At 69.2% G+C, this 14605-nt stretch carries 20 protein-coding genes; 8 read left to right on the top strand and 12 right to left on the bottom strand.

Annotated elements, in window-relative coordinates; translation table 11 throughout:
- Positions 1–2: 2 nt before the first annotated feature.
- From AOZ49_RS16440 to AOZ49_RS16385, 12 genes are all read right to left on the bottom strand, one after another.
- On the bottom strand, positions 3–641 hold the full coding sequence (locus tag AOZ49_RS16440) for an HrpE/YscL family type III secretion apparatus protein (RefSeq protein WP_054476562.1): 639 nt from the start codon (positions 639–641) through the stop codon (positions 3–5).
- Entirely contained in the window at positions 611–1267 is a 657-nt protein-coding gene (locus AOZ49_RS16435) for a SctK family type III secretion system sorting platform protein (protein ID WP_054476559.1), read from the bottom strand. The genes AOZ49_RS16440 and AOZ49_RS16435 overlap by 31 nt, the downstream gene beginning before the upstream one ends.
- A 2-nt stretch (positions 1268–1269) precedes the next feature.
- Entirely contained in the window at positions 1270–2034 is a 765-nt protein-coding gene (gene sctJ / locus AOZ49_RS16430; protein ID WP_231689812.1) for a type III secretion system inner membrane ring lipoprotein SctJ, read from the bottom strand.
- 77 nt (positions 2035–2111) lie between these two features.
- On the bottom strand, positions 2112–2528 hold the full coding sequence (sctI, locus tag AOZ49_RS16425) for a type III secretion system inner rod subunit SctI (RefSeq protein WP_054432758.1): 417 nt from the start codon (positions 2526–2528) through the stop codon (positions 2112–2114).
- A 46-nt stretch (positions 2529–2574) separates the two neighbouring features.
- Positions 2575–2949, bottom strand: a complete 375-nt coding sequence (locus tag AOZ49_RS16420; protein ID WP_231689807.1) for a hypothetical protein — start codon at positions 2947–2949, stop codon at positions 2575–2577.
- Positions 2950–3021: 72 nt separating this feature from the next.
- A complete protein-coding gene (locus AOZ49_RS16415) occupies positions 3022–3483 on the bottom strand; it encodes a tetratricopeptide repeat protein (protein WP_054476557.1) in 462 nt (153 codons plus the stop codon).
- A gap of 35 nt (positions 3484–3518) precedes the next feature.
- Positions 3519–4745 carry a type III secretion system translocon subunit SseC family protein gene (gene sctE, locus AOZ49_RS16410; protein WP_054476555.1) on the bottom strand — a complete coding sequence of 409 codons (1227 nt, stop codon included), beginning with the start codon at positions 4743–4745 and terminating at the stop codon, positions 3519–3521.
- A 25-nt stretch (positions 4746–4770) separates the two neighbouring features.
- Positions 4771–5649, bottom strand: a complete 879-nt coding sequence (sctB, locus tag AOZ49_RS16405) for a type III secretion system translocon subunit SctB (protein ID WP_054476553.1) — start codon at positions 5647–5649, stop codon at positions 4771–4773.
- Positions 5650–5700: 51 nt separating this feature from the next.
- On the bottom strand, positions 5701–6213 hold the full coding sequence (locus AOZ49_RS16400) for a SycD/LcrH family type III secretion system chaperone (protein WP_054432763.1): 513 nt from the start codon (positions 6211–6213) through the stop codon (positions 5701–5703).
- 29 nt (positions 6214–6242) lie between these two features.
- Positions 6243–6539, bottom strand: coding sequence for a Btc22 family type III secretion system chaperone (locus tag AOZ49_RS16395; RefSeq protein ID WP_054476551.1), 297 nt, complete (start codon positions 6537–6539; stop codon positions 6243–6245).
- A 40-nt stretch (positions 6540–6579) separates the two neighbouring features.
- Positions 6580–7182 carry a hypothetical protein gene (locus tag AOZ49_RS16390; RefSeq protein WP_156350356.1) on the bottom strand — a complete coding sequence of 201 codons (603 nt, stop codon included), beginning with the start codon at positions 7180–7182 and terminating at the stop codon, positions 6580–6582.
- 145 nt (positions 7183–7327) lie between these two features.
- Complete coding sequence (locus AOZ49_RS16385; protein ID WP_231689806.1) at positions 7328–7996, bottom strand: hypothetical protein; 669 nt, start codon at positions 7994–7996, stop codon at positions 7328–7330.
- Between the two features lie 279 nt (positions 7997–8275).
- On the opposite strand from AOZ49_RS16385, the gene sctW reads away from it, so the two are divergent.
- From sctW to AOZ49_RS16345, 8 genes are read left to right on the top strand one after another with little or no spacing between them, the layout of a single operon-like run.
- The gene (gene sctW, locus AOZ49_RS16380) at positions 8276–9379 is read left to right on the top strand and encodes a type III secretion system gatekeeper subunit SctW (protein WP_054476548.1); all 1104 of its coding nucleotides are present in this window, start codon (positions 8276–8278) and stop codon (positions 9377–9379) included.
- Complete coding sequence (locus AOZ49_RS16375) at positions 9376–9756, top strand: type III secretion system chaperone family protein (protein WP_054476546.1); 381 nt, start codon at positions 9376–9378, stop codon at positions 9754–9756. The genes sctW and AOZ49_RS16375 overlap by 4 nt, the downstream gene beginning before the upstream one ends.
- Before the next feature lie 23 nt (positions 9757–9779).
- Positions 9780–10187 (top strand): type III secretion apparatus assembly protein SctX, encoded by a 408-nt coding sequence (locus AOZ49_RS16370; protein ID WP_054432774.1) that lies wholly within the window; start codon positions 9780–9782, stop codon positions 10185–10187.
- Positions 10188–10195: 8 nt separating this feature from the next.
- Positions 10196–10555: a type III secretion apparatus assembly chaperone SctY gene (locus tag AOZ49_RS16365; RefSeq protein ID WP_054476659.1), complete on the top strand. Its 360-nt coding sequence runs from the start codon at positions 10196–10198 to the stop codon at positions 10553–10555.
- Positions 10556–10563: 8 nt separating this feature from the next.
- Positions 10564–12657, top strand: coding sequence for a type III secretion system export apparatus subunit SctV (gene sctV / locus AOZ49_RS16360; RefSeq protein WP_054432775.1), 2094 nt, complete (start codon positions 10564–10566; stop codon positions 12655–12657).
- A gap of 25 nt (positions 12658–12682) precedes the next feature.
- The gene (sctD, locus tag AOZ49_RS16355; protein ID WP_054476544.1) at positions 12683–14017 is read left to right on the top strand and encodes a type III secretion system inner membrane ring subunit SctD; all 1335 of its coding nucleotides are present in this window, start codon (positions 12683–12685) and stop codon (positions 14015–14017) included.
- A gap of 25 nt (positions 14018–14042) precedes the next feature.
- On the top strand, positions 14043–14315 hold the full coding sequence (locus tag AOZ49_RS16350; RefSeq protein ID WP_054432778.1) for an EscE/YscE/SsaE family type III secretion system needle protein co-chaperone: 273 nt from the start codon (positions 14043–14045) through the stop codon (positions 14313–14315).
- Between the two features lie 10 nt (positions 14316–14325).
- Positions 14326–14592 (top strand): EscF/YscF/HrpA family type III secretion system needle major subunit, encoded by a 267-nt coding sequence (locus tag AOZ49_RS16345; protein ID WP_054432779.1) that lies wholly within the window; start codon positions 14326–14328, stop codon positions 14590–14592.
- Positions 14593–14605 lie beyond the last annotated feature (13 nt).

Raw genomic sequence — 14605 nt, 5'->3', positions numbered from 1 at the left:
CGCTATACCCGGCTTCCCAAGGTGCGCTGGAAGGCCTGGCGCAACGCCTGGATCTGCCCTTCCAGGCTGGCCTCGACCATGCCGATCTCGCTTTCGAGGATGCAGGCGCCGCGCGCCAGCCGGCCATCGGCCAGGATGTCGAGATAGCCCACGCCGGGATAGGCGGCCAGCAGGTCGTTGATCTGCTCACGCACCGTATCGACTTCGGCCGGATTCAGCCGCAGGGTCATCTGCTTCTGGTTGCGCACCACCGCCAGGGCGTTACGCACCACCACCATGACCTTCTCGCGGTCGTCGAAGCCATCGACCACCTTGCGCACGGCCGACATCACCAGTTCCACCATTTCGTTCTCGACGCCGGCGAAGTACTCGACCGTGCGGCCGACGGTCTCGATCATCTTCTCGGCCTGGTCCAGCAGCGCCGCTTCGCGGCCCTCTTCGTAGCCGCGCTGACGCTCGGCCTCGAACGCCGCCTGGGCGCCGCCGACGATCTCGTCGGCCCGCGCCCGCGCCTGCGCCAGCAACTGTTCGGCGTCGGCCCACGCCGCCAGCTCGGCGCCGCGCAGCACGCGCGCGGCGGGATCGATGCGGCCGGCCGCGGCGCGCGGCGTCAGCGGATCGCGGGGAATGAGGAAAGCCATGCGGGCTCCGTTTTCTTCAGTAGCGACAGGCCCAGCGCCAGCGCCTGCGGTGCGGGCAGGGGCGCGGATGGCGCGGGCAGGTCGGGCAATTTCAGTTCGGCGCGTTGCGCGAGTTCGGGACCGGCGCCGCTCAGGGCCGCGCGCAGCGCGCCCAGGCCCAGCGTGTCCACCGCGGCGGTGGTTTCGGCCAGCGTCCAGGCCGCGCTGTCGGCCAGGCCGTCGTGCAGGCCCGCGGCCGTGCGGCGGGTGAAATCCAGCAGGTCCGCGCCCAGATGCGCGATCAGCGCCCGCACCTCGTCGCCGGCGATGGCGCGGCGCAGCCGCGGACCGCACAGCACCGCGCCCAGCCGGCGGGCGCACTGCGCCAGCGCGTCCGGCGCCAGCAGCGCCAGCGCCAGTTCGGGGCGGTCCGGATCGGTCACCGGGCGTTGCCACAGGCCCAGCGCGTCCAGGATCTCGCGCGACCAATGCCGGTGCCATGCCGGCGCCAGTCCGGGCGCGGCGGCAATCGCCGCCAGCGCGGCCGGCGGCGCATAGGCCGCGTGGCGGCTCGGGTGCAGCGTGCGGCTGGGCAGCTGGTTGAATTCAACCAGCCTGCGGTCCAGCGCCGCCGATGCGGGTGTCATCGTCAGCGGGCCTCGGACACGGGTTCGCGGCGCTCGGGCCGGGCGCGGCCCGGCACGCCGTAGCGCCACAGCACGTAGGCCAACGCGCCGGCCAGGGCCAGCACCAGCAGGATCAGCAGCGCCAGCCACGCCAGCAGCGTGACCGACGAGCCCTCGCCCACCTCGATGCCCAGCACCTGCCGCGTGGCCTGGCCGGCGGCAGAGGCCGCGGCGGCGGGCTGCGCCGACACCAGCGCGATCGACACGCGGTCCTCGGTCAGCCCGGGAATCGCGTGCGTGACCAGCTTGCGGATCTGCGGCTGCAGCGCGTCCAGGTTGTAGCCGGCCTGGTGCTTGATGAACACCGCCGCGGTCGACGGCGTGGTGTTCTCGCCGACGCCGCCGCGTTCGGGCAGCACCACGTGCACCCGCGCGGCCAGCACGCCGTCCATCTGCGACAGGGTGTTGGTGAGCTCCTGCGACAGCGCGTAGATATACCGGGCGCGCTCTTCCAGCGGCGACGACACCAGGCCTTCCTTGCGGAAGATCTGCCCCATGCCATCGAAGCGCTCGCGCGGCAGGCCGCGGGCGCGCAGGATGTCGAGCGCGCGCGCCACCTGCTGGCCGTCCACCGACACGGCCACGCCGGTCTTGGTGGTGGCCTTCTGCGCGGCGATGCCGGCATCCAGCAGCACCGACAGCACCTCGTTGGCCTCGCTCTCGTTGGCGGCGGAAAACAGCTCCACCCGCGAGCCGCACGCGGCCAGCAGCAGCGCCAGGCCCAGCATCAGCCAGCGCAGGCGTCCCAGCGGCGAAACGCGGCGGGTTCCCGCAAGGGGAAAAGACGGTGTCGCGACGGCGTGCATTAGGACATCCTGACGAGCGAATCGATGTTCTGCGTGGTGCGCGAGACGGCCTTGCCGACCAGCTCGTACTGCACCGACACCTGCACCAGATCGGCCTGCAGCCGCAGCATGTCGGCGATGGCCGGCTGCGACGACATGGCGTCCAGGCGGCCCGAGATGTTCTGCCACTTCTCCGAGTACTCGGTGGTGGTGTTGCGCAGGCTGGCCAGGATCTGGTTGCCGAGCGTGGCCGGGGCGGCGTCGACCGCGGGCGTGAAGGCCGATTGCAGCGCGGACTGCAGGCCGGTGAGCGCGGGCGCGCCGGCCTCGGGCGCGGCCATGATGGCCGCGAACCGTTCGGCGGCCAGTTGCGCCGGCGGCGCCGCCGGCGTGGACAAGACCGGCGGCAAGGCGGCCGCGAGCGCTGTGATTTCCATGTTCCCTAGCTCCAGTGTCTCTATCTATCGTCCGTGGCCCGGCGCCTCAGCCGTTGACCTGCGGCATGCCCAGCAGGCCGCGCGCCAGGCGCGCCCCCTCGCTCTCGCCCGTGGCCAGCGTCTCCAGCAGGCGCACGCTTTCCGCGCGCCGGCCCGACAGTTGCAGGGCGAAGCCGCGCCAGGCGTCGAGCAAGGCCCGGTCGGCCGGATCCGGCGCCACCGTGCCTTCCAGCAGGCGCACGGCGTCGTGCGCGCGGTTGGCGTTCATCCAGGCCACCGCCAGCCCGACGACCGGATAGGCACGGTCGGGCCGCAGGCGGCGCAAGGCGTTGAAAATGATCTCGGCGCGCGCCGCGTCGCCCGCGCCGGCGGCCAGGAACCCGACCTCGGCCAGCAGGCGGGCATCGTCCGCCGAAAGCACAACAGCCGTCTCCTGGGAGACGGCCTCTTGCGCTGCGTTCGGCGCCGCTTGAACGGCGCTATTGTTCATGGGTCATGACGCGGCCTCGCGCGAAGAGAGATGCAACAATGCCTCGGCCCGCGCGCGCACGTCCACCGGCGCGTCGGAAGCTTCCACCAGCCGCAAGGTGCGCTGCGCCTCGTCGGTCTGGCGTGCGGCAAGCTGGCATTCGGCCACGCGCAGGGCGATCGGCAGCGAATCGGGATACAGGGTCAGCACCAGCGAATAGATCGAGATCGCCTCTTCGTGTCTGCCCAGCATCTGCAGGCAGACACCCAGGCCGACCAGATAGTGTTTGCGGGCAGGTCCGTACTGCGCCAGGAACGCGAACACCGGCAGGGCCTGCGCGTACTGTTCCTGGGCCACGTGGGCGTACGCCAGGGCGTAGATCACTTCGAGCTGCTCTGGCGTCAGACGGCCATTGGAAGGCAGGGCCTGCAACCCGTTGAGCAATGCCTCGCCAAACTCGTCCCGCGCCACCACGTTGTCTGCCATGTCCTTTCCTTGGTGCGTGCTCGGTTTCGGCGTCATCAGACCGCCATCCGCTTGCCGATATTGGCGGTGATCTGCGACATGCTGTCAGCGGCGCCGTTGATCATCTGCGACACCATCCGCAAGCCTTCTTCCATCTGCTTGATCACCTTGGTGATCTCTTCCTGAGCCTCTTCCATCCGGGCCTGGAGCTTGCGCGTGTAGGCGTCCATCTCTTTCTTGTCCGCCTGGATGTTCTCGGCCTCGTTCTTGGTCTTGGCCACCGAGATGTTGACCGCCCCCTGCGCCACCTGCGTCGCGCCCTGGGTGATCTGGCCGGCCGCGCTGACCACCCGCGACATGGTGCTGACCGCAGATGCGCCGCCCGACGCCGCGATGGTGATGGCTCCCAGCGCGATCGTGGCCGCCAGCGAGAACGCCATGGTCAGGGCCATTGTGGTGCTCTTGTCCGCGCCCGCCAGTTCGGCGATGCCGCCGGCCAGGTTGCCCAGCAGGCCAGGCTCCACCAGCAGCAAGGCCGGCGAGGCAATTCCGACGACGCCGGCCACCACCTTGCCGATGCGCTGCGCGGTTTCCTCGTCGACGCCGCAGGCCTGCAGGAACTTGCTGGCGATGGTCGTCATCAGGTTGCCCAGGCTGATTTCCGGGCCGCCGCATTCCTTCGAGATCTGATCCGCCAGCGAGATCGTCGAGCTGACCAGCGCCATCACGGCCAGCGCCAGCAGCGGCGTGGCGGCGCCGCCGGACGCGACCGAGCCCGCGGCCAGCACGGCCACCGCGATGGCCGAGAAGACCAGCGCGGCGATCTTGCCGATCCAGCCGAAGATCTTGCCCAGGATGCCTTTGCTGGCGGCCTCTTCGCACTTCTTGACGTAGTCCTGGATCTTTTGCAGCTGCGCCTCGTTGTTCTTTTCCATCTTGGTGCGCGCCGTCGCCAGGTTTTCCTTGGCGCTGGAAATCTGCGCCTCGTCGGACTTGGACCGGATGCTGCGCAGCAGATCAATCATGTCGTTGGCCGAGAATGACTGCGCCGGCGGCTCCAACGCCGGAGCGCCGTTGCCGTTGAACAAGCCGTCGGCACCGGCCTGCTGCCCGGCCGCCTTGCCCGTCGGCAACGTGCCGGCCATGCCAACGAAGGCATCCAGCAGTTCGCGCACCCGCGCGGTCGCCTGGGCCGCCTGGGCGCCAGCGTCGGCCGGCAGGTCGCCGCCGCCAGGCAACGGCGCGCCGCCGATGCCCGCGGGATTAGAAGAGATCGAGGTCATATGCAATTCCCGATGGTTCGCGAGCTCAGATGTTGCGAGCGATGCCGCGGTTGGTTTCCATGCGCGATTGTTCGATCGCGGCGAGCTTGTCGCGCACGTCGCGGATCACGTCCATCATCTGCTGCGCCATTTCGCTGGCCTGCTGCATGCCCGAGTCATGCACCTTGGCCTGGGCCTCCAGCTCGGAACGGCGCGCGTCATGCTCGGACGCCTTCTGCTCCTGGGCCGCGTTGATCATGGTGCCGATACCGCCGGCCACGCCCGACAGGCCGCCACCGGTGTCCGAAATGCTGCGCGCCCGCGATTCGGCGCCGGCACCGCCCTGGCTCATCACCCGCATCTGCATGGCGCCGGCGCCGATCTGCGACAGTCCGCCCGCGATCTGGAAGGCGCCCTGCGTCATGGCGCCGATCATGCGTTCCTTGGCGGCGTCGCGGATTTCCTGCGCCGCGTTCTTGAGCGTGTCGACCTGGGCCTGCAGTTCGCTGGCGCGGGTCTCGCGCGCCGACGTGCGCATGGTCTGCGCCAACTGCTGGAACAGCGCCATAAACGCATAGATGTCGGTCTGCACATCCTGCTCGCTCAGGCGCGACAAGGCTTCCTGCGCGGAGCCGGCATTCGCGCCCTGGAAGGTCTCGGGGACCTGCAGGTGGCGGACGCCGCCGATGGCGTCCTGCAGCTTCTGGCCGATCTCCGCGCTGAGCAGCGCCAGATCCTTGGCATCCATCTGGCCCGCGGCGCCCATGGCGCCCAGCAGCTTCTGCTTGAGCGCCTCGTTCTCGGAGGCGAGCTTCTGCGCATTTTCCAGGACCGTCTTGATGACCTCGGGCGACGAGGCCTTCATCAGATCGTCGAGGTTGGCCGGCGGGTTGATGCCGCCTGCGCCTGCTGAATTGATGTTCATGAATGGATTCCCGTAACGATTGTCCGGACGCCGCCAGGCGCCTCGTGGGGTTCAGGCCTGCGGCCCCGCCAGCGCGCCGCGCAGCATCCGGGCCCTCGCCGCCAGCGCCGCGTACTTGTCCTGCCCTTCGCACAGGGCCTCGACCGTGTCCAGCGCCTCGATGGCTTCCTCGCCACGGCCCATTTCCACCAGCGACTCGGCGCTGTAGTAGAGCGGCGCGGGATCGAGCGGGTCCGCCATGATGGCCGGCAGGTACTGGCGCAGCGCGTCCTCGTGCCGGCCCAGCATGCGGTTGGCCGCCGCCAGCGCCAGGCCGTAGCGCGGCTCGGTGTGGTCATAGGTGACCAGCGCAGAGAACACCTTGAACGACTCGCTGTACCGCTGCTGCTCGTACAGCGCGTGGCCAAGCGAATACATCGCTTCCAATTCGGCGGACGTCAGCCCGAGCACGTCGCCAAGCTTGCCGCCCTCGCGCAGGTAGCTGGCCAGGCCGCCGGTCGCCTCGTCCATGGCGGCGGTCAGGTTCCGGGCCAGCGCGGCGTTCTCTTCCGGGGTCAAACTCATCGAGGTCTCCTGCTGCGGCGTTCCGAGGCTCACACCATCGGGCGCATTTTTTTCACACCGCCCGAGACGGGCGCATTGGCAAAGCTTTGGCGCGCCATTTCCTGGGCGACCTCGGCCTCGATGGCCTCCATGTCCTGGCGCACCAGGGCTTCTGCCTGAGCCAGTTCCTGCGGGCCGAGGCGCGCGTCGGCCACGGCCCGCACCTTGTCGGGATCGAGTCCCTGGTCGCGGTAGAAGTCGTCGGCCTGCGCCAGGGCGCGGCGGGCGTCCTCCAGCGCGCGTTCGGCGTCGGCGTGGATCTGTTCGGCGGTCTTGTTGGAGCTCATGGCGCGGTTCTGGCTGAGAGGGAGGATGGGAAGGGGACGATCAACGCATGTTGCCGATGATGGACGAACGGCTGTCCTGCATCTTCTTGATGAAGTTGGTCATGACGTCGAACGCCTCGTTGCGCTTGTTGGTCATGCCTTGCAGGCGAGTCATGTCCATCTGCTGGGTGTTCGACAGCGCGTCCACCTTGTTCTTGATGGCCTGGATGGCCGTATCGAGGCTGCCCTTGGTGACCTTGCTGATGCCGCCATCCACCTGCAGCTGGTACTTGTCGGTGTTCAGGTCGACGCCCGCCTCGCCCATCGCCTTCCACATGGAATCGCGCATCTGGTTGTAGCGGTTGTCGTTCTCCGTGCCCGCCTTGTTCCAGTCGGGGATGCCGCCATCCTGCATCTTGGTGGCGCCGTCCTTGCCGGACTTGAACAGGCCGACCAGTGCATTCAGGCTGTTCATGGCGTCATTCAGCTTGGCGATCTGCTCGTTGCGGTTCTGCACTTCCTTGATCTGGTTCTGCAGCTGGGCGTCGAGCAGCTTGACGCGTTCGTTCTGCACCGCCATCAGGGCGGTTTCCAGGTCCATGCTGGATATGTCGATACCGCCGATGTTGCCGGCGCCGTTCGCGCCGCCCACTGGTCCGCTCATGCCTATCTCCAATTAGTGAGAGGGTTCCGTCGGCCAAGGCCTTCGGGTTTCCCCTGAGACCGCGTGCTTCCGGTCCCCATGCCGCTTGAGTAACCGGGCCGGCGCGCGAGTTCCACGCCGTCGCCGTTTTTTTGCCCGGCGCGCCTCAGCGCATGTTGCCGATGATGGAGGAACGACTGTCCTGCATCTTCTTGACGAAATTCGTCATGACGTCGAAGGCCTCGTTGCGCTTGTTGGTCAGGCCCTGCAGGCGCAACATCTCCATCTGCTGGGTATTGCCCAGGGCGTCCACCTGGTTCTTGGCGTTGGCGATGTCGCTCTTGTTGGTCTCGATGGCGGCGGCATTCGCCTTGACGCTGGCCTCGAGACCGGCCACCTTGCTGGCGATCTGATCCACCCAGCCCTGCACCACGCGGCCCTTGGCGTCCATGGTGCCGTTGCCATCCACGTCGCGCGGCGCATCCGCGCCGCCCGGCACGGTCAGCCCGGCCTGCTTGATCTGGTCCAGGGTGGCGTGGGAAAGCGCCTTGTCGTCGCCCTGCCCCCAGGACAGGCCGTACCAACCTTCGGGGTTGGGGCATTTGCTGGCCGCGAGCCGTCCCTGCAGGTCCTTCAGTTCGGCGATCTGCTGCTGCATTGACAGGCTGGACGCTTCGAGCTTGTTGTTCTCGGCGCCCTTCGCGGTGATCGACTCGTTCAAGCCCGCGATCTGCGTATTGCGGGCGTTGACCGACTCCAGCTGATCGCGCAGCGAATTCTCGAGCAGCCGCGCCCGCTGGTTCTGGACCGCCAGCAGGGCAGTCTCCAGATCCATGCCCTTCAAGTCCATCGCCCCAATATTGCTCGCACCCGCACCGGTCACCGTGGACATCTTCCCTTCTCCTTGAACCGACGGGCCCGCCGCGCGGGGCGGTAACCCGGGTTAACCCTGAAAAAACCACACCCCCGGCGCCCATCGCCCTGGAATGCCTGCTTGCCGTGTTGGTAACGAAAGCCTCGCCACGGTTCCATCGACGAACGATGGAACTTTCCCCGCCCAACCGTTACTACCCCTGACTGTGCGCGGCCTTCGTCCGCCGTTCCTCGCGCCTTCATGAACCGTATCGACGCCGGCCTGCCCCCTTCCGCTTTCTCGTCCACGACCTCGCAAGCCGCCCCCCAGAGCGGCCAGCAGCAGGTCGGCACGATGCTGGGCCAGGCCGCCGTGGCGGTGGATGGCGAGATCTCGCTGGCGGATTCGGCCGAGGAACTCAGCCTGCACATGGCCGAGAAGACCGAGGACAAGCACCACGCCGAACGCAAGATCGGCCGCGACGCCCCGCTGCAGCTGCTCAGCGCCGAGGCCATCGTGGCCTACCTGGCCGAGTCGCACGACGCCGACGCCCAGGAAAAGCTGATCGAACTGGCGCGCCACCTGCTGGCCGGCGGCGCCGATCCGCGCCAGGCCGCCGCCCGCGCCTTCGGCGATGCCGCCGGCCAGTACCTCGGCCTGCAGTACGCGCTGCGCCAGGGCGAACGCGACGGCGCCCCCCCCGAGGACGTGCTGGACGGCCTGCGCGAAGCGCTGGCCGACCTGGAGCTGGAAAGCGGCCCGCAGATACGCGCCAGCCTGAACACCATCGGCGCGGCCGCCGGCTATGCCGGCGACGCCCGCGGCGTGGCCGACTTCCAGCGCACCTACCAGGACGTGGTGCTGGGCGAAGCGTCGCTGGCCAAGACCCTGGCGCTGGCGCTGGAGCGCTTCGGCGGCAAGGACGTCGGCCGCGGCCTGCAGCAGCTGATCCAGGCGCTCGGCCAGGACCTGGCGGCGGCGCGCCCGTCCACCAGCCCGGACCGGCTGCAGGCGCTGATGCAGGATCTGTATCAGCTGGGCGTGGCGGTCACCGTGCTGGATGGCTGCGGCGAACTGGGCGACAAGATGGCGCGGGAACACGGCAAGCCGTTGGCGGCCGATCAACTGATGCGCGACCTGGTCAACGTCAGCAACGAGAAGTGGATCTCCGAATCGCGCTTCGCGGCCCTGGCGGCCAGCCACGGCGCCGACAGCGTCGCCGCGCGCATCACCTTCCTGGGCGGCGTGCGCGCGGTGCTCAAGGACCTGCCGCTGCCGATGTACCCCGACGCGGATGCCCGCCAGTCCGTCCTGGGCGCGGCGCAACTGGCCCTGGATGCGGCCATCGACGAGGAATACGAATGAACAGCCTGGATCGCGCCCTGGGCGCCTTCGGCGAGACCATCGGCCTGGACCGGCTGGCCCTGGGGCCCGGCGGCAACCTGGCGCTGCAGCTGGACTCGGGCCGTCGGGTCGCCATCGAGGCGGCCGACACCGAGGTGCTGGTCTACGTCTCGGATCCGGTGCCCTACGACGCCCCGACGCGCCTGCTGCAGGCCTGGCGGCGGGCGCACCATTCGCGCCTGGCCGGCTATCCGGTGCAGACCGCCCTGCGCGACCAGGACGGCATTCCCCGGCTGCTGGCGCTGACCCGCCTGCCCGCCGACCAGGCCGACGCCGCCGCGCTGCGGCGCGCGGCGGACACGCTGGCGCGCTGGCTCGACGACGCGCGCGCCGACTGACCCCGGAACGGAGACCCCACACCATGTCCGATATGCGCATCAGCGGCTTCGCCTTCGACCGGGGCCTGGACGGCATCACCTACGCCGGCCGCGAGGCCGCCGGCCAGCACCTGCCCGAACGCCAGGAACTGGCGCCGCCGGCCGACGGCGTCAAGGCGCAGCTGGCCCAGCTGCTCGACACGCCGAACATCGACCGCTACCTCGACAGCCAGCTGCGCCCCACGGTCGCCAACCGCGACCTGCTGCTGCCCGGCAAGTTCGCCCAGGCCCTGCAGGCGACGCTGGATGGCCTGTCCGCCGCGGCCGAGCAGAGCCAGGACCGCAATCCCGAGGACGCCCGCGCGCTGAACCGCGCGGTGCGGCTGCTCAAGGACGAGGCCGGCCTGCGCGAGCTGGTCGCCATGTACCGCAGCGCGCTGTACCAGGGATGACCGCCGCCATGCCCCTGACGCCCGACGCCCGCGAGCTGCTCAACCTGCTGGCCTATGTCTACCTGGAAAACAACCGCCCCGAAAAGACCGCCGTGGTGCTGAACGCGCTGCGCACGCTGGGGCTGGCCGACCCTCGCCAGCTCGCCACGCTGGCGCTGGCGCAACTGCGCGCCGGCAAGCCCGACGCGGCCCTGTCGACACTGGACCAGCTGGCCATGCAGGGCGGCGTCGACGCGCCCTTCCACCTGATCCGCTCGCAGGCCCTGCTGGCCCTGGAGCGTCGCGACGAGGCCGCCGCGGCCATGCGCGCCTACGTTGCCCTGCGCCCCGCCGCGGCGGCCGCGCCCACCGAAGCAGAAACGACTTGAGCCGCCCCATGCAAGCCCTGAACCGCGTCGTCGCCGCCGCCACCAGCCGCAACGATATCGTCCTGGCGGTCCTGATCGTCTCGATCATCTTCATGATGATCCTGCCGCTGCCGACGACCCTGGTCGACGTGCTGATCGGCGCCAACATGACGCTGTCGGCGATCCTGCTGATGGTGGCCATGTACCTGCCGTCGCCGCTGGCGTTCTCGTCGTTCCCGTCGGTGCTGCTGGTCACCACGCTGTTCCGCCTGGGCATCTCGATCGCCACCACCCGCCTGATCCTGCTGCAGGGCGACGCCGGCCACATCATCGAGACCTTCGGCAACTTCGTGGTCGGCGGCAACCTGATCGTCGGCCTGGTGGTGTTCCTGATCCTCACCATCGTGCAGTTCGTGGTCATCACCAAGGGCGCCGAGCGGGTGGCCGAAGTGGCGGCGCGCTTCTCGCTGGACGCGATGCCCGGCAAGCAGATGTCGATCGACGCCGACCTGCGCGCCGGCACCATCGACATGGACGAAGCGCGCAAGCGCCGCTCGGTGGTCGAAAAGGAAAGCCAGCTCTACGGCGCCATGGACGGCGCCATGAAGTTCGTCAAGGGCGACGCCATCGCCGGCCTCATCATCGTCGCGGTCAACTTGCTCGGCGGCATCCTGATCGGCACCATGCAGCGCGGCCTGACCGCCGGCGAAGCCGTGCAGGTGTACTCGATCCTGACGATCGGCGACGGCCTCATCGCGCAGATCCCGGCGCTCTTCATCGCCATCTGCGCCGGCATCATCGTGACCCGGGTGCAGACCGGCGACGGCCCCTCCAACGTCGGCAAGGACATCGGCGCCCAGGTGCTGGCGCAGCCGCGCGCGCTCTTGATCGCCGCCGCTATCGCGGTCGGCATGGGCCTGATCCCGGGCATGCCGACCCTGACCTTCCTGGCGCTGGCCGCGGTGGTGGGCACCATCGGCTTCGTGCTGCTGCGCGGCACGCGCAAGGTGGTGGACGAAAAGACGGGCGAGATCACCGAGATCCCGGCGCTGGCGGCCGATGGCCAGAAACCGCAGGCCAGGCCACGCGCCGACGGCAGCGCCGAATTCGCGCCCACCCTGCCGCTGATGATCGACGTGGCCGCCGCGCTGCAACGCAGCTTCGATGCCGACGAACTGAACGACGAGCTGCTGAAGATCCGCCGCGCGCTGTACTTCGACCTGGGCGTGCCGTTCCCCGGCATCCAGCTGCGCTTCAACGACGCCCTGCCGACGGACACCTACAACATCCTGCTGTCCGAAGTGCCGGTGTCGCAGGGCAAGCTGCGGCCCGGCGCGGTGCTGGTGCGCGATACCGAGCAGAACCTGCAGGCGCTGCAGGTGCCCTACGAAACCGACAAGCGCTTCCTGCCCAACATGCCCACGCTGTGGGTCGAGGCGAGCCTGGCGCCGACCCTGTCGGCCGCCGGCATCCCGTTCCTGGACCCGCACCAGGTGCTGACCTGGCATCTGGCCTTCGTGCTGAAGAAATATTCGTCGGACTTCATCGGCATCCAGGAAACCCGCTTCCTGCTGACGGCGATGGAAGACCGCTTCCCCGACCTGGTCAAGGAAGCGCTGCGCGTCATGCCGGTGCAGAAGATCGCCGAGATCCTGCAGCGGCTGGTGTCCGAGGACATCTCGGTACGCAACCTGCGCGCGGTGCTGGAAGCGCTGATCGAATGGGGCCAGAAGGAAAAGGACTCGGTGCTGCTGACCGAGTACGTGCGGGTCTCGCTCAAGCGCCACATCAGCTACAAGTATTCCAGCGGCCAGAACATCCTGCCCGCCTATCTGCTGGCGCCCAACGTCGAAGAGACGGTGCGCGGCGCCATCCGCCAGACCTCGGCGGGCAGCTACCTGGCGCTCGACCCCAACGCCTCGCGCAAGCTGGTGGACAACATCAAGCGCGCCACCGGCGACCTGACCGCCGCGGCGCAGAAGCCGGTGCTGCTGACCTCGATGGACATCCGCCGCTACCTGCGCAAGATGATCGAGCAGGACCTGTACGAGCTGCCGGTGCTGTCCTACCAGGAGCTGACCCAGGAAATCAACGTACAGCCGCTGGCCAGGGTGGACCTGTGAACACGCCCGCAACCGGAGCCCCCTCATGAGCGAAGCGCTGGAACTGCGCGTGCTGTCCGGCCTGCATCGCGATGCGCGCTGCCAGGTCGCGGACGGCGCGGTGCTGGGCGCCGACCCGGCCTGCGACATCGTGCTGGCCGACGACGGCATGGGCCCGCGCGCCGCGCGCGTGCGCATCGGCGAGGGCGGCTGGGACCTGGCGCTGGACGGTGCCGCGCCCAACCCGCAGCCCGGCACGCCGTTCAACCGGCCGGTGCCGCTGGGCCCGGTCTGGATCACCGTGGCCCGTCGCGGCGACCCCTGGACCAACGCGCCCGATGCCGCCAACGACGCGCTGGCGCGCGCGGCGGTCGAACCGGCAGCGGCGCCCGAAGCGACGCCCGCCGTCGCGCCGGCGCCAAGCGACGAAGACCGCCAGCTGGAACGGCGCCTGCCGCTGCCGCCCGCGCAGGGCCGGCGCCGCAAGCGCGACTCCTGGCCCATGGCGCTGGGCCTGGCCGCGGTGGTGCTCACCATCGTCGTCGCCATCGTCCTGACCCTGATGCCGCAATCGACCGCCAGCCGCGCGCCGCAGGTCGACCCGCGCCTGGCCGCCGCGGAAAAATCCGTGGGGCAGATCTCCGCGGTGTTCGAGCGCATGGGCCTGACCTCGCGCCTGCACGTCTCGATGGCGCGCGATGGCGTGGTGACGGTGTCCGGCTGGGTGCGCAACGCCGCCGAGCAGGACGCCGTGGCGTCGGCGCTGTCGCAGATCTGGCCCATGCCCGCCATGCGCATCAGCAACGAAGACGAGGTGGTGCGCACCGCCCGCGCCGCGCTGCGTGCCTTCAACGTGCGTTACGAGCCGCGCTACGAGGGCGATGGCCGCCTGAACGTCGTCGGCATCGCCAGCAGCGCGCGCGAGCGCGCCTCGGCGCTGGATGCGCTGCGCGCGCAACTGCCCGGCATGACGGTGCTGGGCAACGCCATCGCGCTGACGCAGCAGCTGAGCGACACCCTGTCCAGCCAGCTGGTGGACGCGGGCCTGTCCGGCGTCACCCTCGCCTGGAAACCCGATCACCTGGAGATCGCGGCCGGCGCGCTCGACGACGATCAGCAGGCGCGCCTGCAGGACGTGCTGAACGAGTTCAACCAGAGCCACCTCGGCGTCGCCCGGCTGGCCGCGGCCAGCGCTTCGCCAACGGCCGACAGCGTGCCATTCGTGATCCGCAGCGTGGTCGGCGGGCCGCAGCCCTTCATCGTGCTCGAGGACGGCAGCAAGCTGCTGGTGGGCGGCGCCTACCGCAAGTACCGCCTGGTCTCCGTGGAAAACACCCGCATCATTTTCGAAGGCCCGCGCGCCGCCATCGTGACGCGCTGACCACTCACCCAGATCCCCTGACACCATGACCGATCCGACCGCCCTGACCGAACTGGAACAACGCCTGGCCGCCCCCGGCGGCGCCGCGTTGCGCGCCGAACTGGCGCAGCGCCTCGCCGAACTGGAGCAAGGCGCCAACCAGCGCCTGGACTCGGGCCTGGTGCCGGTGGCTTTCCAGCAATACCAGGCGGTGGCGCAGGCTGCCGCCGCCGCGCGCGAGGTGCTGGCCGCGCTGCCGCTTGATCCCCGGGATGGCGCCGACGCGCCGCCCGCCGCTTTTTCTCCCCTGAATCGCTAGGAGACGCACCATGGCTTTGAACGGTTTGACCGGCTCGTCCGGCCTGAATTTCAACAGCGTGAACAGCACGATCTACGACAGCATCCGTTCGCAGGAAAGCAACCTGCAGACGACGCTGTCCAACCTGCGCACCAATGCCGACGGCAGCGTGTCGCAAGCGGACATGCTGAAGATGCAGCAACAGGTGCAGCAGTGGACCATGCTGATCGAGATCCAGAGCACGATCACCAAGCAGATCGCGGACTCGCTCAAGGGCGTGATCCAGAAAGCCAGCTGAGCCGGCCTCCCCC

It is taken from the genome of Achromobacter sp. 2789STDY5608615 (assembly GCF_001298995.1).
GTDB lineage: Bacteria > Pseudomonadota > Gammaproteobacteria > Burkholderiales > Burkholderiaceae_B > Achromobacter > Achromobacter insuavis.
This window is presented reverse-complemented; position numbering and strand designations above follow the sequence as displayed.